Consider the following 18,776-nt stretch of genomic DNA (forward strand, 5'->3'; position numbering starts at 1 on the left):
ATCCTTTGCCCGGTGGCGCTTCGCTTACCGGGCCTACGGGTTTTGTAGGCCGGGCAAACGCAGTGCCGCCCGGCGAAACAGGCAAACGAGGTTCTTATGTCCGTACTCGATCTAAACGCCCTTAATGACCTGCCAAAAGTTGAACGCATTCTGGCTCTGGCAGAAACTAACGCCCAACTGGAAAAGCTCGACGCCGAAGGGCGCGTGGCGTGGGCGCTGGAAAACCTGCCGGGAGACTATGTGCTTTCGTCGAGCTTTGGCATTCAGGCGGCGGTCAGTCTGCATCTGGTGAATCAGATCCGTCCGGACATTCCGGTGATCCTCACCGATACCGGCTATCTGTTCCCGGAGACCTATCAGTTTATCGACGAGCTGACGGACAAGCTCAAGCTGAACCTGAAGGTTTATCGCGCAACCGAAAGCGCGGCCTGGCAGGAGGCGCGTTACGGCAAGCTGTGGGAGCAGGGCGTTGAGGGCATCGAGAAATACAATGAGATCAACAAGGTCGAGCCGATGAACCGCGCGCTGAAAGATCTTCATGCGCAGACGTGGTTTGCTGGGCTCCGCCGCGAGCAGTCCGGGAGCCGGGCAACGCTGCCGGTGCTGGCGGTGCAGCGTGGCGTGTTCAAAGTGCTGCCGATCATCGACTGGGATAACCGCACGGTGTACCAGTATCTGCAAAAGCACGGGCTGAAGTACCATCCGCTGTGGGATCAGGGCTACCTGTCGGTAGGCGACACCCATACCACGCTTAAATGGGAACCGGGAATGGCGGAAGAAGAGACGCGATTCTTTGGGCTGAAGCGCGAGTGCGGGCTGCACGAAGGGTAATGTTTTTTCGCCCGGTGGCGGCTACGCCTTACCGGGCCTACGTTTCGTGCCGTTGTAGGCCCGGTAAGCGCAGCGCAACCGGGCTTAATTGCATCAGGCTTTCCCCGCTTTCGCCAGCTCCTTCACCAGTGGCAGCATCACTTTCACGACATCCCGGCTGCGGTGCTCAATCCGCTGCGGCAGCGTTTTATCAATGTGCTGCTGGTTATCCAGCCGCACGTCATGCCAGCTGGTCCCGTTTGGGAACGCCTTCGATTTAGCGCGCTGCTGATAGCCATCTTTTTTGCCCAGCGCCCAGTTAGTCGCCTCGACGTACAGCACCGGAATGCCCGCCTTATCAAACACTTCACCGTCATTACAGCAGCCCGTGCCTTTGGGATAATCGGGGTTACCGCCCGGATTTGTCGCGGCATAGACGCCATGCGTGCGGGCAAGCGCCAGCGCGCGGTCGCGGGTGAGTTTACGTACGCTGCTCGGCGTGCTCTGTCCGCTATTAAAATAGAGCTTATCTCCCACGATCAGATTATCGAGGTTAATCACCAGCAACGTATTTTTCTTCACCTCAGCGGTCATGCGCTTAAGGAGATTCTCAGCGCCGAGTTTTCCTTCTTCTTCACCGCTGGTCGCAACAAAGCGAATGCTGTATTTCGTCGGAATATTCTTCAGGCGTTCGGCCAGCTCAAGCATGACGCCCAGCCCCGCCGCATTGTCATCCAGTCCCTGAAGCGTCAGCCCGCCGAGGTTATTATCGACATCAGCGTCGCTCATCGGCGTGTAGGTATCAAGGTGCGCCATAATAATAATCTGCTCAGCCGCCTTTCCTTCGTGCGCCGCAATGACCGTGCTGCCGGTTACGTTATGCCAGTTCTGCGTTTTATTGCGTGAGGTATAGATGTAGCGGCTGTGGAAAGCGCGAATGTCGCTCTCATAGCCCATATCCGCAAACTGCTGACGAATATAGTCTGCCGAGAGCATTTCGGCTGGGGTTCCGGTCATGCGGCCCGGAAAGACCGTCGCAATATGCCGCGCCTGCATACTGGCTATTTCACCGTAAGATTGATTTTTTGCCTGAGCCGGAAGGATAAAGCAAACGCCGAGCGCCAGGGCAACGAATCGGTGGCGCATTGCGGAAAACATAGTGAGTCCTTAAAAACAGAGCAAAATTTTAACCCGCATAGTATGAAACTGTGATCGGGTAGACACAATTTGAATTGCGCTTAAATGCCCGAAATTTCGCATGTTAAGCACTTTTTGATATTTGCTTTTCCACGGCGTTATTCCATTGAGTAACTACTCATTCCAATTCGTAATTTCATTCGATCTAAGCCGCCCCCTATAGTCCCTTTATTCCTGGTTGTTAGTGAGTTGTTGCCTGTGGACTATCTCCCCCTTTTTGCCGCCTTGAAAGACCGACCGGTACTGGTTGTCGGGACGGGTGAAATTGCCGATCGCAAAATCGCGTTCCTGCAACGCGCCGGGGCGCAGGTGCAGGTCGTTGCAGAGGCGGATTTTGAAGAGTCTCAGATCGACAGCGTGGTGCTGGTGATTGCGGCAACCGAAGATCGGGCGCTCAACCGCCGAATCTCCGACGCAGCTCAGGACCGTCACCGTCTGGTGAACGTGGTAGACGACCAGCCGCTGTGCTCGTTTATCTTCCCGTCGATTGTTGACCGCTCGCCGCTGCTGGTGGCGATCTCCTCCGGCGGCACCGCGCCGGTGCTGGCGCGCGTACTGCGGGAAAAAATCGAAGCGCTGCTGCCGACCAGCCTCGGGCGCATGGCGGAGAAGGCCAGCTACTGGCGCAACCACCTTAAAACGCGTCTGACCAGCGTGACGGAACGCCGTCGCTTCTGGGAGCGTGTGTTTCGCGGCCGCTTTGCCAGCCTGATGCATGCCGGTAACGAGACGGCGGCGCAACAAATACTCGAAGACGAACTGGATAACCCCGGCAGTACGGGCGGGGAGATCATTCTGGTGGGCGCCGGGCCGGGCGATGCCGGGCTGCTCACGCTGCGTGGCCTCCAGGTTCTTCAGGATGCGGATGTCGTGTTCTACGACCATCTGGTCACCGACGGTATTCGCGAACTGATCCGCCGTGACGCGGAGCAAATTTGCGTCGGCAAACGTGCCGGCGAGCACTCCGTGCCGCAGCACGACACCAATCAAATGCTGATTGCCGCCGCGAAAGCGGGCAAGAGCGTGGTGCGTCTGAAAGGGGGCGACCCGTTTATCTTCGGCCGTGGTGGCGAGGAGTTGCAGGCGGCAGCCGAAGCGGGCGTCCCGTTCCAGGTGGTCCCCGGCATTACGGCGGCGTCTGCCGTCACGGCCTACGCCGGTATTCCGCTGACCCATCGCGATTACGCCCAGAGCGTGACCTTTGTGACCGGGCATTATAAAGCCGACAGCACGCCGTTTGACTGGTCGCATCTCGCCCAGAGCCGACAAACGCTGGCGATTTATATGGGCACGATGAAAGCGGCAGACATCAGCGAACAGCTTATTCAGCACGGTCGCGATGCGGCGACGCCGGTAGCAGTGATTTCCCGCGGGACACGCGTCGATCAGCATGTCGCCATCGGCACTTTACAAGACCTTGCAACCCTGGCGAAAGACGCCCCGATGCCCGCCCTGATCGTGGTGGGAGAAGTGGTGCAGTTGCACAGCTCGCTCGCCTGGTTCCAACACACAACCGACACAGAAGGCTTCGGCGCTTCTGTTGTAAATTTGGCTTAAGGAACGGTTATGGACCAAAAACGACTTACTCACCTGCGGCAGCTCGAAGCGGAAAGTATCCACATTATCCGCGAAGTGGCCGCCGAGTTCTCTAACCCGGTGATGATGTACTCCATCGGTAAAGATTCCAGCGTCATGCTGCACCTGGCGCGTAAAGCCTTTTATCCGGGGACGCTGCCGTTCCCGCTGCTGCATGTGGATACCGGCTGGAAATTCCGCGAGATGTACGAGTTTCGTGACCGTACCGCCAAAGCCTACGGCTGCGAGCTGCTGGTGCACAAAAACCCGGAAGGGGTGGCGATGGGCATCAACCCGTTCGTGCACGGCAGCGCCAAGCATACCGATATCATGAAAACCGAAGGGCTGAAGCAGGCGCTGAATAAATACGGTTTTGATGCGGCCTTCGGCGGCGCGCGGCGTGACGAAGAGAAATCCCGCGCCAAAGAGCGTATCTACTCTTTCCGCGACCGCTTCCACCGCTGGGACCCGAAAAACCAGCGTCCGGAGCTGTGGCACAACTACAACGGCCAGATCAACAAGGGCGAAAGCATTCGCGTCTTCCCGCTCTCCAACTGGACCGAGCTGGATATCTGGCAGTACATCTATCTGGAAAATATTGAGATCGTTCCGCTGTATCTGGCAGCAGAGCGCCCGGTCCTGGAGCGCGACGGCATGCTGATGATGATCGACGACGATCGCATTAATTTACAGCCGGGTGAAGTGATCAAAAAACAGATGGTCCGTTTCCGTACTCTCGGCTGCTGGCCGTTGACCGGCGCGGTGGAATCCAGTGCGCAGACGCTGCCGGAGATCATCGAGGAGATGCTGGTGTCGACCACCAGTGAGCGACAGGGCCGCGTGATTGACCGCGACCAGGCAGGCTCCATGGAGCTGAAGAAACGTCAGGGTTATTTCTAAGGAGCCGCCATGAATACGACTATTGCCCAACAAATTGCCGATGAAGGCGGCGTAGAAGCTTATCTGCACGCCCAACAGTACAAAAGTCTGTTGCGTTTCCTGACCTGCGGCAGCGTTGATGACGGGAAAAGTACCCTGATTGGTCGTCTGCTGCACGACACGCGACAAATTTACGAAGATCAGCTCTCTTCCCTGCACAATGACAGTAAACGCCACGGCACCCAGGGCGAAAAACTCGACCTGGCGCTGCTGGTGGACGGCTTGCAGGCGGAGCGCGAGCAGGGCATTACCATTGATGTCGCCTATCGCTACTTCTCTACCGAAAAGCGCAAATTTATTATCGCCGACACCCCGGGGCATGAGCAGTACACCCGTAACATGGCGACCGGCGCGTCCACCTGTGACCTGGCGATCCTGCTGATGGACGCCCGTAAAGGCGTGCTGGATCAGACGCGTCGTCACAGCTTTATCTCTACGCTGCTGGGGATCAAACACCTGGTGGTGGCGGTGAACAAAATGGATCTGGTGGACTACAGCGAAGCGCGATTCGACGAGATCCGCCAGAGCTACCTGACCTTTGCTGAACAGCTGCCGGGCAACCTCGATATTCGCTTTGTGCCGCTGTCGGCGCTGGAAGGGGATAACGTCGCCTCTCAGAGCGCGAACATGCCGTGGTACAGCGGCCCGACGCTGCTGGAGGTGCTGGAAACCGTTGAAATTCAGCGCGTGGTTGAGACCCAGCCGATGCGCTTCCCGGTGCAGTACGTAAACCGTCCGAACCTCGATTTCCGCGGCTTCTCCGGCACCCTTGCGTCCGGCTCGGTCAACGTGGGCCAGCGCGTGAAGGTGCTGCCGTCCGGCGTGGAATCGACCATTGCCCGTATCGTCACCTTTGATGGCGATCTGGACGAAGCAGGGGCTGGTGAAGCGGTAACCCTGGTGCTAAAAGACGAGATTGACATCAGCCGCGGCGATCTGCTGGTCGACGCGCAGGAAACGCTGGCGGCGGTGCAGGGCGCATCCGTGGACGTGGTGTGGATGGCGGAACAGCCCCTGACCGCAGGCCAGAGCTATGACATTAAAATTGCCGGCAAGAAAACCCGCGCCCGCGTGGACGGCATTCAGTTCCAGGTGGACATCAACAACCTGACCCACCGTGACGTGAGCGAGCTTCCGCTGAATGGCATCGGTCTGGTGGATCTGACCTTCGACGAGCCGCTGGTGCTGGATCCGTATCAGCAGAATCCGGTGACGGGCGGGCTGATCTTTATCGACCGCCTGACCAACGTCACCGTCGGCGCCGGGATGGTCCGTGAGCCAAACGCGCAGGCTACCGTGGCCTCTGAGTTCAGCGCGTTTGAACTTGAGCTGAATGCGCTGGTGCGTAAACACTTCCCGCACTGGGGCGCACGCGATTTGCTGGGAGGCAAGTAATGGCTGCCCATGATGAGAACGTCGTCTGGCATCCTCATCCGGTCACCGTCGCCCAGCGCGAACAGCTCCACGGTCACCGTGGGGTTGTGCTGTGGTTTACCGGGCTGTCTGGCTCCGGTAAATCCACGGTGGCAGGCGCGCTGGAAGAGGCGCTGCATCAGCAGGGAGTGAGCACCTACCTGCTGGACGGCGACAACGTGCGTCACGGCCTGTGTAGCGATTTAGGGTTCAGCGATGAAGACCGTAAAGAGAACATTCGCCGGGTGGGAGAAGTCGCCAGCCTGATGGCGGATGCCGGGCTGGTGGTGCTGACGGCGTTTATCTCACCGCACCGCGACGAACGTCAGATGGTGCGTGAGCGCGTGGGCCGGAATCGCTTCATTGAAGTGTTTGTGGATACGCCGCTGGCAATCTGCGAAGCGCGCGATCCGAAAGGGCTGTATAAAAAAGCCCGCGCGGGAGAGCTGCGAAACTTCACCGGTATTGACTCGGTTTACGAAGCGCCTGAATCCCCTGAGATTCATCTGGAAGGTCAACAATTGGTAACAAATTTAGTAAGCCAATTATTAGACCTGCTCAGACGGGACGATATTATCAGATCCTGAGACGGTATCGTTCGGGAGCTGTCTTCCCGAGCGATGAGTCACGGTCACAGGATTAGCTATGCGCAACAGTGAAAACTACATGATTACCACCGGGTCGGAACCGTTAACGACCGACGACGAGACGACCTGGTCCTTCCCTGGGGCGATTGTCGGCTTTGTGTCGTGGCTACTGGCGCTGGGTATCCCGTTCTTGATCTACGGTGGAAACACCCTCTTTTTCTTCCTCTATACCTGGCCTTTCTTCCTGGCGCTGATGCCCGTTGCGGTTGTGGTGGGCGTGGCGCTGCACTCCCTTTTCAACGGCAAGCTCCTGTATAGTACGCTCATCACTATCGCCACCGTTGTGGTCATCTTTGGCCTGCTGTTTTTATGGCTGATGGGCTAACTTACGGCATAATTAAAACCCCGCAGTAGAGTCCAGCGGAAAGTTATGGGATGATGATGCCGTTTTTTCAGGGGGCAGGATGGGTAAACTAACGCTGCTGTTGCTGGCTTTGCTGGTCTGGCTGCAATATTCGCTGTGGTTCGGCAAAAACGGACTGCACGACTACAGCCGGGTGAGCGATGACGTCGCGGCACAGCAGGCGACAAACGCCAAACTTAAAGCGCGTAACGATCAACTTTTTGCTGAAATTGATGACCTCAATGGCGGCCAGGAGGCGATTGAGGAGCGCGCACGCAATGAACTTAGTATGACTAAGCCGGGCGAAACGTTTTATCGCCTGGTTCCGGATGCGTCTAAACGCAATCAGGGCTCCGCACAAAACAATCGATAATCAGGCCCAGGATTACGACATGGCAGCAACTTTTTCGGACGTCTGTGCCGTGGTGCCGGCCGCAGGTTTTGGCCGGCGTATGCAGACAGAATGTCCTAAGCAGTATCTCTCAATTGGCGATAAAACGATCCTCGAGCACGCCGTGGCGGCGCTGCTGGCGCATGCCCGGGTGAAACGCGTTGTTATTGCCATCAGCCCCGGCGATGCACGTTTTGCGCAGCTCCCGCTGGCGAATCATCCTCAGATTACCGTCGTTGACGGCGGCGCAGAGCGGGCTGACTCCGTTCTGGCGGGCATTCAGGCTGCCGGGAACGCGCAGTGGGTGCTGGTGCACGATGCCGCGCGTCCCTGTCTGCATCACGACGATCTGTCGCGTCTGCTGGCCCTGAGTGAAACCAGTAAAGTGGGCGGCATTCTGGCCGCCCCGGTGCGTGACACCATGAAGCGTGCCGAACCGGGTAAACCAGCGATTGCCCACACCGTCGAGCGCGTCGATCTATGGCACGCGCTGACGCCACAATTTTTTCCCCGCGAATTACTCCACGACTGCTTAACGCGAGCGCTTAAAGAAGGTGCGACCATTACGGACGAAGCCTCGGCGCTGGAGTATTGCGGTTTCCACCCCACGCTTGTTGAAGGACGCGCTGATAATATAAAAGTGACGCGCCCGGAAGACTTACAGCTCGCGGAATTTTATCTTACCCGTACGACCCCTCAGGAGAAGGCATAATGCGTATTGGACACGGTTTTGATGTACACGCCTTTGGCGGCGTTGGCCCAATTATCATTGGCGGCGTGCGCATTCCTTACGAAAAAGGTCTGCTGGCGCATTCTGATGGCGACGTGGCGCTGCATGCGCTGACCGACGCGCTGCTGGGTGCCGCCGCGCTGGGCGACATTGGCAAACTGTTCCCGGACACCGATCCTGCTTTTAAAGGCGCAGACAGCCGCGAACTGCTGCGCGAAGCCTGGCGTCGTATTCAGGCCAAAGGCTACACCCTCGGCAACGTTGATGTGACGATCATTGCTCAGGCACCAAAGATGCTGCCGCACATCCCTCAGATGCGCGTGTTTATCGCTGAAGATCTGGGTTGCCATATGGACGACGTCAACGTCAAAGCGACCACCACGGAGAAGCTGGGCTTTACCGGTCGTGGCGAAGGCATTGCCTGTGAAGCCGTGGCGCTGCTGGTGAAGGCGGCCAAATGACGGATTTCGACAATCTGACGTATCTGCACGGTAAACCGCAGGGCAAGGGTCTGCTGAAAGCCAACCCTGAAGATTTCGTGGTAGTGGAAGATCTGGGTTTTGAGCCGGACGGCGAAGGCGAGCACATCCTGGTGCGCATTCTGAAAAACGGCTGCAACACCCGCTTCGTGGCGGACGCGCTGGCAAAATTCCTCAATATTCACGCCCGCGAAGTGAGCTTTGCCGGTCAAAAAGATAAACATGCCGTGACCGAACAGTGGCTTTGCGCCCGCGTGCCCGGCAATGCCATGCCCGATTTAAGCAAATTTGAGCTTGAGGGCTGTAAGGTACTGGAGTACGCCCGCCATAAACGCAAATTGCGTCTGGGCGCACTGAAAGGCAATGCCTTTACCCTGGTGTTGCGCGAAGTGACCGAACGCGAGGACGTTGAAAAACGCCTGAAGGCCATTAACGAACGCGGCGTACCAAACTATTTCGGCGCTCAGCGCTTTGGTATCGGTGGTAGCAACCTGCTGGGCGCGCTGCGCTGGGCGCAAAGCGGTGCACCGGTGCGCGATCGTAATAAACGCAGTTTTTGGTTGTCGGCGGCCCGCAGTGCGTTGTTTAATCAGATTGTGAGCGAGCGGCTGAAAAAACCGGACGCGAATCAAGTTGTTGTCGGCGATGCGCTACAATTAGCGGGACGCGGAAGCTGGTTTGTGGCAACGGCCGAAGAGATGGCCGATGTCCAGTCGCGCGTGGACGCTAAAACGCTGATGATTACCGCCGCCTTGCCGGGTTCAGGCGACTGGGGAACCCAGGGCGAGGCGCTGGCCGCTGAGCAGTCAGCGGTGGCGGATGCGCCAGAATTACAATCGTTGCTGGTGCGGGAAAAGGTCGAGGCGGCACGCCGTGCGATGCTCCTCTACCCGCAACAGCTGAGCTGGAACTGGTGGGATGACGTAACCGTCGAGTTACGCTTCTGGCTGCCGGCAGGTAGCTTTGCCACCAGTGTTGTCAGGGAACTTATCAACACGTCGGGTGATTATGCGAATATTGCTGAGTAACGATGACGGGATCCATGCGCCAGGTATTCAGACGCTGGCGAAACACCTCCGCGAATTTGCGGATGTGCAGGTCGTGGCTCCCGATCGTAACCGCAGTGGCGCGTCTAACTCATTGACGCTGGAGTCTTCACTTCGCACCTTTACCTTTGAGAATGGCGATATTGCCGTCCAGATGGGGACGCCGACCGACTGCGTGTTTCTGGGCGTGAACGCGCTGATGCGCCCGCGGCCGGACGTTGTGGTCTCCGGCATCAATGCCGGGCCAAATCTTGGCGATGATGTGATTTACTCCGGCACCGTGGCTGCGGCGATGGAAGGGCGTCACCTGGGGTTTCCGGCGCTGGCGGTCTCGTTAAACGGTCACACCCACTATGACACAGCCGCTGCGGTGACCTGCTCCATTCTCCGTGCGCTTGGCCGCGAGCCGCTGCGTACCGGACGTATCCTCAATATTAACGTGCCGGACCTCCCGCTGGACGAGATCAAAGGGATCCGCGTGACGCGCTGTGGCAGTCGCCATCCTGCCGATCAGGTTATTCCCCAGCAGGATCCGCGCGGCAATACCCTGTACTGGATCGGCCCGCCGGGAGATAAATGCGATGCCGGGCCAGACACCGACTTCGCTGCGGTGGATGAGGGTTACGTTTCCGTTACGCCGTTGCACGTAGATTTAACCGCTTATAGCGCGCATGATGTGGTGTCGGACTGGTTAGATCGGGTCGGAGTGAACGCGCAATGGTAAGTAAACGTGTACAAACTCTTCTGGAACAATTACGCGCACAGGGGATCGCCAACGAGCAGGTGCTGAACGCGCTTGCCCAGGTTCCCCGTGAGAAGTTTGTAGATGAGGCGTTTGAACACAAAGCGTGGGAAAACGTGGCGCTGCCCATTGGGCAAGGCCAGACGATTTCGCAGCCCTACATGGTGGCGCGTATGACGGAGCTTCTGGAGCTAACGCCAGAGTCCCGGGTGCTGGAAATTGGCACCGGTTCAGGGTATCAAACCGCGATCCTGGCTCACCTTGTGCACCATGTCTGTTCGGTGGAACGGATTAAAGGGTTGCAGTGGCAGGCGCGCCGTCGCCTGAAACAGCTTGATTTACATAATGTATCGACACGCCACGGCGATGGATGGCAGGGTTGGCAGGCTCGCGCCCCGTTTGACGCCATCATTGTCACGGCAGCGCCACCTGAAATCCCCACTGCGCTTCTTTCGCAGCTGGACGAGGGTGGCATTCTTGTATTGCCCGTCGGCGATGAGCAGCAGCTTTTGAAGCGCGTTCGTCGACGCGGCGGCGAGTTTATTATCGATACCGTGGAAGCCGTGCGCTTTGTGCCCCTGGTTAAGGGCGAACTGGCCTGAGACTCGGATTTTTCCAGGGTTATTAAGGCAAATTCAGCGTATGGTGTGGCGCGATAGATTCGTGCCATCACGGTTATTTTTAAGTCACTGGTAGTTAACACATTCCTGGGGGATAAATGAGCGCGGGAAGCCCAAAATTCACCATCAGCCGTGTTGCGGCATTATCACTGGTTTCGCTCTGGCTGGCAGGCTGTACAAGTTCAAATAACGCGCCTGCGCCCGTCAGTTCCGTTAATGGAACCAGCGGCTCGGGTAACACGTCCAGCGGAATGTTGATCACCCCTCCGCCTAAAATGGGCACCTCAACGGCGCAGCAAACTCCGCAGATCCAGCCGGTTCAGCGTCCAGTTACGCAGCCTACGCAGATTCAGGCAGTGGAACAGCCTGTTCAGACTGAAAATGGCCGCATAGTGTATAACCGTAAGTATGGGAACATTCCGAAAGGTAGCTATACCGGCGGCAGCACCTATACCGTGAAGCGCGGCGATACGCTGTTCTATATTGCCTGGATCACCGGGAACGATTTCCGCGATCTGGCACAGCGAAACAACGTCCAGGCCCCGTATGCTCTGGAAGTCGGGCAAACGCTTCAGGTTGGCAACGCGACGGGGACACCGCTTACGCCAGGCAACACCGTTTCAGCGGCCGACGTAACTGCGCAAAATAACAGCGTTACTCCTGCACAAAAAACCACCACGGTGGTTGCTTCACAACCTGTAATTACGTATTCTGAGGATTCAGGTGATCAGAGTGCTAACAAAATGTTGCCGAATAATAAAGGTACTGCGACTGTTGTCACAGCACCGACTACGGCACCTGTGGTTAGCTCTACTGTACCGACTGCAAGCAGTCAGAATGCCAGCTCGTCAATCACCACCTGGCGCTGGCCAACTGACGGCAAGATTATCGAGAACTTCGCTACCTCTGAGGGGGGCAACAAAGGGATCGATATCGCAGGCAGTAAAGGACAGGCAATCATCGCGACCGCAGACGGACGCGTTGTCTATGCCGGTAACGCACTGCGCGGTTACGGTAATCTTATTATCATCAAACATAACGATGATTACCTGAGTGCCTACGCCCATAACGACACTATGCTGGTCCGGGAACAACAAGAAGTTAAGGCGGGGCAAAAAATCGCTACCATGGGTAGCACCGGAACCAGTTCTACACGCTTGCATTTTGAAATTCGTTACAAGGGGAAATCCGTAAACCCGCTGCAATATTTACCGCAGCGATAAATTGACGGGGCATGCCAGCCAGGGTGTCTCGTCCAGGGATCACGGGTAGGAGCCACCTTTATGAGTCAGAATACGCTGAAAGTTCATGATTTAAATGAAGACGCGGAATTTGATGAGAACGGATCAGAGGCTTTTGACGAAAAAGCCTTAGTAGAAGAGGAACCCAGTGATAACGATTTGGCTGAAGAAGAGCTGTTATCGCAGGGTGCCACACAGCGTGTGCTGGACGCGACTCAGCTTTACCTTGGGGAGATTGGTTACTCCCCACTGCTAACGGCCGAAGAAGAAGTCTATTTCGCACGTCGTGCTTTGCGTGGTGATGTTGCCTCGCGTCGTCGCATGATCGAAAGTAACCTGCGACTGGTCGTGAAAATTGCTCGCCGTTACGGCAATCGTGGTCTGGCTCTGCTGGATCTGATTGAAGAGGGCAACTTAGGTCTCATCCGCGCAGTTGAGAAGTTTGACCCGGAACGCGGGTTCCGTTTCTCAACCTACGCGACCTGGTGGATTCGTCAGACCATCGAACGGGCTATTATGAACCAGACCCGTACGATTCGACTGCCGATCCACATCGTCAAAGAGTTGAATGTTTATCTGCGTACCGCGCGCGAGTTGTCCCATAAACTGGACCACGAGCCAAGTGCGGAAGAGATTGCAGAGCAACTCGACAAACCGGTTGATGACGTAAGCCGTATGCTGCGTCTCAACGAGCGCATTACCTCGGTTGACACCCCGCTGGGTGGTGACTCCGAAAAAGCGCTGCTGGACATCCTGGCCGATGAAAAAGACAACGGCCCGGAAGACACCACGCAGGACGATGACATGAAACAGAGCATCGTCAAATGGCTGTTCGAACTGAACGCCAAACAGCGTGAAGTGCTGGCACGTCGTTTCGGTTTACTGGGGTATGAAGCTGCGACACTGGAAGATGTCGGCCGTGAGATTGGCCTGACCCGTGAACGTGTTCGTCAGATTCAGGTTGAAGGGCTACGCCGCCTGCGTGAAATCCTGCAAGGGCAAGGTCTGAATATCGAAGCGCTGTTCCGCGAGTAAGCAACCATTCGTCAGAAAAGGCCCGTCGTGAGACGGGCCTTTTTTATGCCTTACGATTGCGCCGTTTCGTGCAGCAAACGCCAGGTGATGTTATCCCCTTCCTGATTAAGCACCGCGGTTGACCAGCGCACGTTGACGGGCTGGCCTGGCCGGGTTTGCGTCTCCCGGTAATGGAGCACCGCGCCGTTGTCCCATGTCTGAAGCGTTGTTAACGCATCAATACCGATCCTGAGCCCGGGTCGGGTTCCCCGCTGCGCATATAAAAATTTGGCCAGAGCGTGATGATCTAAATGGGCGCCACTCGGTGGAACCATCAGAAAATCCGGACGGAAACGGGCGAGCAGGGCGTCCTGTTCGCCTTCGCCTGCACCTAACCAGTTTTCAAGGGCGACGTGGATGTCGAGGATCTCTTGTTCGAAATGAGTCATGGGTGCTCCTGTTGCAGTTGCGCAAGTAACTGCGTGTTATTAAGACGGTAGACGTACAGTACGGGCAGCAGAGTGATAACTGCGGCAAAAATAAACATCCCGTGCCAGGCGGCCAGCGGCGTAAAATAAGCTTGCATGAAGCTCAGCGCCTGCGCCAGCAGCAGGGTACCCGCAAAAAAGCTCAACTGACGATTCAGATTCCATAGCGCACTGGCATCAGGCATATCTTCCCGCCGCATTGTCAAAAACGCGCTGCTCTGAGCCGTACTGCTGCAAAGGCTTCCCCCCGCACCCATTAACGCAAACGCAAAGGCAGGTAACAGCATAGCCGGGCCGACGTTAATTAAAAGCAGAATGCCCGTCGCCTGCAAAAGGCAACCGATGACCACCAGCGGCCGCGGGCCGATACGGTTGAAATAGCGTCCTGTCGCGGTGATAGCCAAAAACGATGCCACAGACCACGGCAGCATAAGCATGCCCGTTGCGGTGGGCGTCATATTGGCCTCGCTCTGAAGGTAATACATGCCCGTTACGTTCACGCCAATAAAGATGCCGGGTACGCACACATAGATAAGCATGGATAAGCGCAACAGCGGATCCGTCAGCAAAGACAGGTTTACTATTCTGGTGGTGTTTATCGGTGACGGTTCTGTTTTAAGCCACGCGCAGGCCAAAACAAAGGTGACAATGGCGACGGGCAGGGTGGCAAAAAATATCCAGCGCCAGGTGAATGTCTGAACCAGCATGCCGCCCACAACCGGTGAGCAGGCGGGGGCAAGCAGCGCGACCAGCATCACCGCCGAGGTGAGTCTGGCCCGCTCATGAGGCTTAAACTGTTGCCAGGTCAGCGCCTGACCAACCGGGATCAGTAAACCCCCTCCGGCGCCCTGCACAACGCGCCAGGCAATCAAACTTTCCAGCGAAGATGAGAGACCCGCCGCAACGGAGGCCGCGCTAAAGAGAAGCAGTGAGAGCAGAATAACGCGCTTCGGCCCGACGCGGCGCGTCAGAATACTGCTGAATGGGATGACTAACGTCAGCCCGGCAATGTATCCGTTACTTACCCAGGCAAGCGCGGAAGGTGTGGTATTGAATGCGTGAGCCATCGCCGGAAAGGCGACGCTGGCAATAAACATGTTTATCAAATCAAGGAAAAAGCCGAGCAGAAAGACGACGGCGATTTTGCTGCGATACGTCATGGAAATTCCTCCGGTGAGGTGGCGTATCGTATCGGCCCGCGCTTTACGGATAAACGCGACAAAGGACGATATACTGTCAACATTATTTTGACAGTTAACCAGGCAAGCGATGCTTAATTTACAGCGTACGGCGATGTTTATCGCCGTAGCGGACACCGGCAGTTTCACCGCCGCGGCGGAGGCGATGGGGCTGACAAAAGCGGTGGTCAGCTTTCATATTCGTCAGCTTGAAGAGGAGCTGGGCGTCACCCTGTTGCTGCGAACCACCCGACGCCTGACGCTGACCGAAGCGGGGAAGCTCTTTCATCAACGAAGCGTGATGCTGTTACGGGATGCAGAGCGATTGCAGGATGATGTTCGCGCCAACCACGCCGGGCTGACGGGAGAACTGCGGATCACCACCACGCCCGAGTATGGCTCGCAGGTGGTGGTGCCTTTGCTGGCTGAGTTTAGCCAGCTGCACCCTGATCTCCGCGTGCGGCATGTCTCGTCCTCTTTGCATGCCGATCTTATCGCCGAGCGCTTCGATGTCGCTATCCGGCTCGGCACGCTTGCAGATTCGCGCTACCACGCCGCGTTGATGACCTCCTTCACCATCCTGCCCGTGGCGACGCCATGCTGGCTGGCAAACCATCCGGTTGACTCGCTGGAGCAGCTGGCGGAAGCGGACTGGATCATTCACGAGCGTTTAACGTCGCCGCTGCGCTGGCAGGTGAGAGGCGTTGATCGGCATCCTGTTTCCTTTGAGATCAGAAAAGCGCCGCGCCTGTATGCAGACAGTGCCCAGGCGTTGATGGCTTTTGCCCTCGCGGGATGTGGCGTGGCGCTGTTGCCGGAGTGGCTGGTGCGTAACGCACTGGATGCAGGGAAGCTGGTCTCGCTGTTACCGGAGTACACGTTTGCTCAGCAGGGCATCTATGCTGTTTATCCCGATGCCCGGCATGTGCCCGCGAAAGTGCGAACATTTATTGATTTTATGCGCGTCAGGGTTACTTAACCCTGCATCATCTTTTTAATGAGCGCTGAAAATTGCTCTCGTTCCGCGCCGTTAAGGCGCCCTAAAAACGCCTCATCCACCTCATTTCCAATCGGTTTACTGCTCTCAAGCAGGGCCTCACCTTCGGCCGTCAGAAAGACAAACCGACGGCGCTTGTCTGCCGGATCGTGCTCGCGCCTGACCAGGCCGCGTGCTTCCATGCGGCTCAGCATTTCTGCCAGCGTCGCTTTGGTGCTCACCGCGACTTCAGTCAGGGCAACCTGCTCAATGCCAGGATTTTCAGCAATTGACCGCATCACCGCATATTGTGGTTTGGTCAGTTCGGGCAATGCGTGTTGCCACTGGGCGGTATGCTGTTGAAAAAGCTGACGTAGCAGGTGAAAAGCTTCTTGTCTTAACTCCATGGACACTCCGACGGAAAAATACTCCCTCTATGATAGCCGCTCTCGGGCTGAATTTTAACGCGAGAGTTTTTAGCGAATAGTGTGATCGTATGCGAACGATCTTGTCAGCAGCAGGATCGAGGCGTAGTTTAGTTAATATGTTCGTATACGAACAAACTAATTGAGGTGCTGAATGAGATTGATTGTGGGAATGACAGGCGCGACGGGTGCGCCATTAGGCGTGGCGTTGTTGCAGGCGCTGCGGGAAATGCCGGAGGTGGAAACGCATCTGGTGATGTCGAAGTGGGCAAAAACCACGATTGAGCTGGAAACGCCCTTCACTGCGCATGACGTTGCTGCACTGGCGGATGTCGTCCATAGCCCGGCCGATCAGGCTGCCACCATCTCCTCCGGCTCGTTTCGCACCGACGGCATGATCGTCATTCCGTGCAGCATGAAAACGCTGGCGGGTATCCGCGCGGGCTACGCCGAAGGGCTGGTAGGGCGTGCGGCAGACGTGGTGCTGAAAGAGGGACGCAAGCTGGTGCTGGTTCCGCGTGAGACGCCGCTCAGCACCATCCATCTTGAGAACATGCTTGCCCTTTCCCGCATGGGCGTGGCGATGGTGCCACCTATGCCTGCGTACTACAACCACCCGCAAACCGCCGATGACATAACCCAGCATATCGTGACCCGCGTTCTCGACCAGTTTGGTCTGGAGCATAAAAAAGCCCGACGCTGGGAAGGTTTGCAGGCAGCGAAACATTTTTCACAGGAGAATAAAGATGGCATTTGATGATTTGAGAAGCTTCTTGCAGGCGCTCGATGAGCAAGGGCAGCTGCTGAAAATTGAGGAAGAGGTAAACGCTGAGCCGGATTTAGCGGCCGCCGCCAACGCTACCGGACGCATTGGCGATGGTGCGCCTGCGCTGTGGTTCGATAATATTCGCGGCTTCACCGATGCCCGTGTGGTGATGAACACTATCGGCTCGTGGCAAAACCACGCTATTTCGATGGGGCTGCCAGCAAATACCCCGGTGAAAAAACAGATCGACGAGTTTATTCGTCGCTGGGACAAATTCCCCGTCTCGCCAGAGCGTCGTGCAAATCCGGCCTGGGCGCAGAACACGGTGGACGGGGAAGACATCAACCTGTTCGACATTCTGCCGCTGTTCCGCCTGAACGACGGTGACGGGGGCTTTTATCTCGATAAAGCGTGCGTTGTCTCCCGCGATCCGCTCGACCCCGAACACTTCGGCAAGCAGAACGTCGGGATTTACCGTATGGAAGTGAAGGGCAAGCGTAAGCTCGGCCTGCAACCGGTGCCGATGCATGATATCGCGCTGCATCTGCATAAGGCAGAAGAGCGCGGCGAAGACCTGCCTATTGCCATTACGCTGGGTAACGATCCGATCATCACCCTGATGGGTGCCACGCCGCTGAAATACGATCAATCCGAGTATGAGATGGCCGGTGCGCTACGCGAAAGCCCGTATCCGATTGCGACGGCTCCGCTGACCGGTTTCGATGTGCCGTGGGGGTCGGAAGTGATCCTCGAAGGGGTGATTGAAGGCCGAAAACGTGAAATTGAAGGGCCATTCGGTGAGTTTACCGGACACTACTCCGGCGGGCGCAACATGACGGTCGTGCGCATTGATAAAGTCTCTTACCGCACAAAACCCATTTTCGAATCTCTCTACCTGGGGATGCCGTGGACCGAGATTGATTATCTGATGGGGCCCGCTACCTGCGTGCCGCTCTATCAGCAGCTGAAGGCGGAATTCCCGGAAGTGCAGGCGGTAAACGCCATGTACACCCACGGCCTGCTGGCGATTATCTCCACCAAAAAACGATACGGCGGTTTTGCCCGTGCGGTCGGGCTCCGCGCCATGACCACGCCACACGGTCTGGGTTACGTGAAAATGGTGATTATGGTGGATGAGGACGTCGATCCGTTTAACCTGCCGCAGGTGATGTGGGCGCTGTCATCGAAGGTCAATCCGGCAGGCGATCTGGTGCAGCTACCGAATATGTCTGTGCTGGAGCTTGACCCCGGCTCCAGCCCGGCGGGGATCACTGACAAGCTGATCATTGATGCCACCACCCCTGTTGCCCCGGACAACCGTGGTCATTACAGCCAGCCGGTACAGGATCTCCCTGAAACCAAAGCCTGGGCCGAAAAACTGACCGCGATGCTGGCGGCACGTCAATAAGGAGGAAAAAATGATTTGTCCACGTTGTGCCGATGAACAAATTGAAGTGATGGCAACATCACCGGTGAAAGGTGTCTGGACGGTATACCAGTGTCAGCACTGTCTGTATACCTGGCGCGATACCGAACCGCTGCGCCGTACCAGCCGTGAGCATTACCCGGAAGCGTTCCGCATGACGCAGAAGGATATTGATGAGGCACCGCAGGTGCCGACGATCCCGCCGCTGCTGTAATAAAAAGCCCGGAGGCGGCTGTGCTTACCGGGCGTTAATATTGTGCGGTCTTTTGCCCGGTGGCGCTACGCTTACCGAGCCTACGGGTTTTGTAGGCCGGGTAAGGCGAAGCCGCC

Annotated in this window: 23 protein-coding genes; 18 read left to right on the top strand and 5 right to left on the bottom strand. The window is 56.9% G+C overall.

Annotated elements, in window-relative coordinates; all coding sequences use genetic code 11:
* Window positions 1–96: 96 nt before the first annotated feature.
* Window positions 97–831 (top strand): phosphoadenosine phosphosulfate reductase, encoded by a 735-nt coding sequence (cysH, locus tag AC4OVS_RS04770; protein WP_491922214.1) that lies wholly within the window; start codon window positions 97–99, stop codon window positions 829–831.
* A 93-nt stretch (window positions 832–924) separates the two neighbouring features.
* Here cysH and AC4OVS_RS04775 read toward each other — a convergent pair whose 3' ends face one another.
* Window positions 925–1,968 carry an aminopeptidase gene (locus tag AC4OVS_RS04775; protein ID WP_491922215.1) on the bottom strand — a complete coding sequence of 348 codons (1,044 nt, stop codon included), beginning with the start codon at window positions 1,966–1,968 and terminating at the stop codon, window positions 925–927.
* A 237-nt stretch (window positions 1,969–2,205) separates the two neighbouring features.
* Between AC4OVS_RS04775 and cysG the strand changes: the two genes are divergently transcribed.
* From cysG to AC4OVS_RS04830, 11 genes are all read left to right on the top strand, one after another.
* On the top strand, window positions 2,206–3,564 hold the full coding sequence (gene cysG / locus AC4OVS_RS04780; RefSeq protein WP_063150174.1) for a siroheme synthase CysG: 1,359 nt from the start codon (window positions 2,206–2,208) through the stop codon (window positions 3,562–3,564).
* Window positions 3,565–3,573: 9 nt separating this feature from the next.
* A complete protein-coding gene (cysD, locus tag AC4OVS_RS04785) occupies window positions 3,574–4,482 on the top strand; it encodes a sulfate adenylyltransferase subunit CysD (protein ID WP_022649190.1) in 909 nt (302 codons plus the stop codon).
* A gap of 9 nt (window positions 4,483–4,491) precedes the next feature.
* Window positions 4,492–5,916: a sulfate adenylyltransferase subunit CysN gene (cysN, locus tag AC4OVS_RS04790; protein WP_022649189.1), complete on the top strand. Its 1,425-nt coding sequence runs from the start codon at window positions 4,492–4,494 to the stop codon at window positions 5,914–5,916.
* Complete coding sequence (gene cysC / locus AC4OVS_RS04795) at window positions 5,916–6,521, top strand: adenylyl-sulfate kinase (RefSeq protein WP_491922216.1); 606 nt, start codon at window positions 5,916–5,918, stop codon at window positions 6,519–6,521. Before cysN ends, cysC begins: the two co-directional genes overlap by 1 nt.
* A 58-nt stretch (window positions 6,522–6,579) precedes the next feature.
* Window positions 6,580–6,906: a DUF3561 family protein gene (locus tag AC4OVS_RS04800; RefSeq protein ID WP_006811767.1), complete on the top strand. Its 327-nt coding sequence runs from the start codon at window positions 6,580–6,582 to the stop codon at window positions 6,904–6,906.
* Between the two features lie 79 nt (window positions 6,907–6,985).
* Window positions 6,986–7,297 (top strand): cell division protein FtsB, encoded by a 312-nt coding sequence (gene ftsB / locus AC4OVS_RS04805; protein WP_003862095.1) that lies wholly within the window; start codon window positions 6,986–6,988, stop codon window positions 7,295–7,297.
* A gap of 19 nt (window positions 7,298–7,316) precedes the next feature.
* Complete coding sequence (gene ispD, locus AC4OVS_RS04810) at window positions 7,317–8,027, top strand: 2-C-methyl-D-erythritol 4-phosphate cytidylyltransferase (RefSeq protein ID WP_000741569.1); 711 nt, start codon at window positions 7,317–7,319, stop codon at window positions 8,025–8,027.
* Window positions 8,027–8,506, top strand: a complete 480-nt coding sequence (ispF, locus tag AC4OVS_RS04815) for a 2-C-methyl-D-erythritol 2,4-cyclodiphosphate synthase (protein ID WP_003862097.1) — start codon at window positions 8,027–8,029, stop codon at window positions 8,504–8,506. The genes ispD and ispF overlap by 1 nt, the downstream gene beginning before the upstream one ends.
* Window positions 8,503–9,552: a tRNA pseudouridine(13) synthase TruD gene (truD, locus tag AC4OVS_RS04820; protein ID WP_023298481.1), complete on the top strand. Its 1,050-nt coding sequence runs from the start codon at window positions 8,503–8,505 to the stop codon at window positions 9,550–9,552. Before ispF ends, truD begins: the two co-directional genes overlap by 4 nt.
* A complete protein-coding gene (gene surE, locus AC4OVS_RS04825; RefSeq protein WP_017382816.1) occupies window positions 9,533–10,294 on the top strand; it encodes a 5'/3'-nucleotidase SurE in 762 nt (253 codons plus the stop codon). Before truD ends, surE begins: the two co-directional genes overlap by 20 nt.
* A complete protein-coding gene (locus tag AC4OVS_RS04830; RefSeq protein ID WP_022649184.1) occupies window positions 10,288–10,914 on the top strand; it encodes a protein-L-isoaspartate(D-aspartate) O-methyltransferase in 627 nt (208 codons plus the stop codon). Before surE ends, AC4OVS_RS04830 begins: the two co-directional genes overlap by 7 nt.
* A gap of 94 nt (window positions 10,915–11,008) precedes the next feature.
* Here the strand turns inward: AC4OVS_RS04830 and AC4OVS_RS04835 are convergent, their stop codons facing one another.
* On the bottom strand, window positions 11,009–11,140 hold the full coding sequence (locus AC4OVS_RS04835) for a peptidase (protein WP_306173474.1): 132 nt from the start codon (window positions 11,138–11,140) through the stop codon (window positions 11,009–11,011).
* Between AC4OVS_RS04835 and nlpD the strand changes: the two genes are divergently transcribed.
* Window positions 11,082–12,155: a murein hydrolase activator NlpD gene (gene nlpD / locus AC4OVS_RS04840; RefSeq protein WP_306307778.1), complete on the top strand. Its 1,074-nt coding sequence runs from the start codon at window positions 11,082–11,084 to the stop codon at window positions 12,153–12,155. The two genes, AC4OVS_RS04835 and nlpD, sit on opposite strands and share 59 nt — an antisense overlap.
* Before the next feature lie 60 nt (window positions 12,156–12,215).
* Window positions 12,216–13,208, top strand: coding sequence for an RNA polymerase sigma factor RpoS (gene rpoS / locus AC4OVS_RS04845; RefSeq protein WP_022649182.1), 993 nt, complete (start codon window positions 12,216–12,218; stop codon window positions 13,206–13,208).
* A 50-nt stretch (window positions 13,209–13,258) separates the two neighbouring features.
* On the opposite strand, the gene AC4OVS_RS04850 is transcribed toward rpoS, so the two are convergent.
* Both AC4OVS_RS04850 and AC4OVS_RS04855 read right to left on the bottom strand, forming a co-directional pair.
* The gene (locus tag AC4OVS_RS04850) at window positions 13,259–13,636 is read right to left on the bottom strand and encodes a DUF4440 domain-containing protein (RefSeq protein ID WP_023306830.1); all 378 of its coding nucleotides are present in this window, start codon (window positions 13,634–13,636) and stop codon (window positions 13,259–13,261) included.
* Window positions 13,633–14,835 (bottom strand): MFS transporter, encoded by a 1,203-nt coding sequence (locus AC4OVS_RS04855; protein ID WP_491922217.1) that lies wholly within the window; start codon window positions 14,833–14,835, stop codon window positions 13,633–13,635. The genes AC4OVS_RS04850 and AC4OVS_RS04855 overlap by 4 nt, the downstream gene beginning before the upstream one ends.
* A 109-nt stretch (window positions 14,836–14,944) precedes the next feature.
* Between AC4OVS_RS04855 and AC4OVS_RS04860 the strand changes: the two genes are divergently transcribed.
* Complete coding sequence (locus AC4OVS_RS04860) at window positions 14,945–15,832, top strand: LysR family transcriptional regulator (protein WP_023298477.1); 888 nt, start codon at window positions 14,945–14,947, stop codon at window positions 15,830–15,832.
* Here AC4OVS_RS04860 and AC4OVS_RS04865 read toward each other — a convergent pair.
* Window positions 15,829–16,236 (bottom strand): MarR family winged helix-turn-helix transcriptional regulator, encoded by a 408-nt coding sequence (locus tag AC4OVS_RS04865; RefSeq protein ID WP_022651767.1) that lies wholly within the window; start codon window positions 16,234–16,236, stop codon window positions 15,829–15,831. The genes AC4OVS_RS04860 and AC4OVS_RS04865 overlap by 4 nt on opposite strands.
* A 172-nt stretch (window positions 16,237–16,408) precedes the next feature.
* On the opposite strand from AC4OVS_RS04865, the gene AC4OVS_RS04870 reads away from it, so the two are divergent.
* Genes AC4OVS_RS04870 through AC4OVS_RS04880 form a run of 3 tightly spaced genes read left to right on the top strand, consistent with a single transcriptional unit; the run spans window position 16,409 to window position 18,660 of the window.
* Window positions 16,409–17,011, top strand: coding sequence for a non-oxidative hydroxyarylic acid decarboxylases subunit B (locus AC4OVS_RS04870; RefSeq protein ID WP_003862111.1), 603 nt, complete (start codon window positions 16,409–16,411; stop codon window positions 17,009–17,011).
* Window positions 17,001–18,428 carry a non-oxidative hydroxyarylic acid decarboxylases subunit C gene (locus AC4OVS_RS04875; protein ID WP_022649178.1) on the top strand — a complete coding sequence of 476 codons (1,428 nt, stop codon included), beginning with the start codon at window positions 17,001–17,003 and terminating at the stop codon, window positions 18,426–18,428. Before AC4OVS_RS04870 ends, AC4OVS_RS04875 begins: the two co-directional genes overlap by 11 nt.
* A 10-nt stretch (window positions 18,429–18,438) precedes the next feature.
* Window positions 18,439–18,660 carry a non-oxidative hydroxyarylic acid decarboxylases subunit D gene (locus AC4OVS_RS04880; RefSeq protein WP_038416597.1) on the top strand — a complete coding sequence of 74 codons (222 nt, stop codon included), beginning with the start codon at window positions 18,439–18,441 and terminating at the stop codon, window positions 18,658–18,660.
* Window positions 18,661–18,776: the final 116 nt, after the last annotated feature.

The organism is Enterobacter sp. 4974935, from assembly GCF_058661735.1.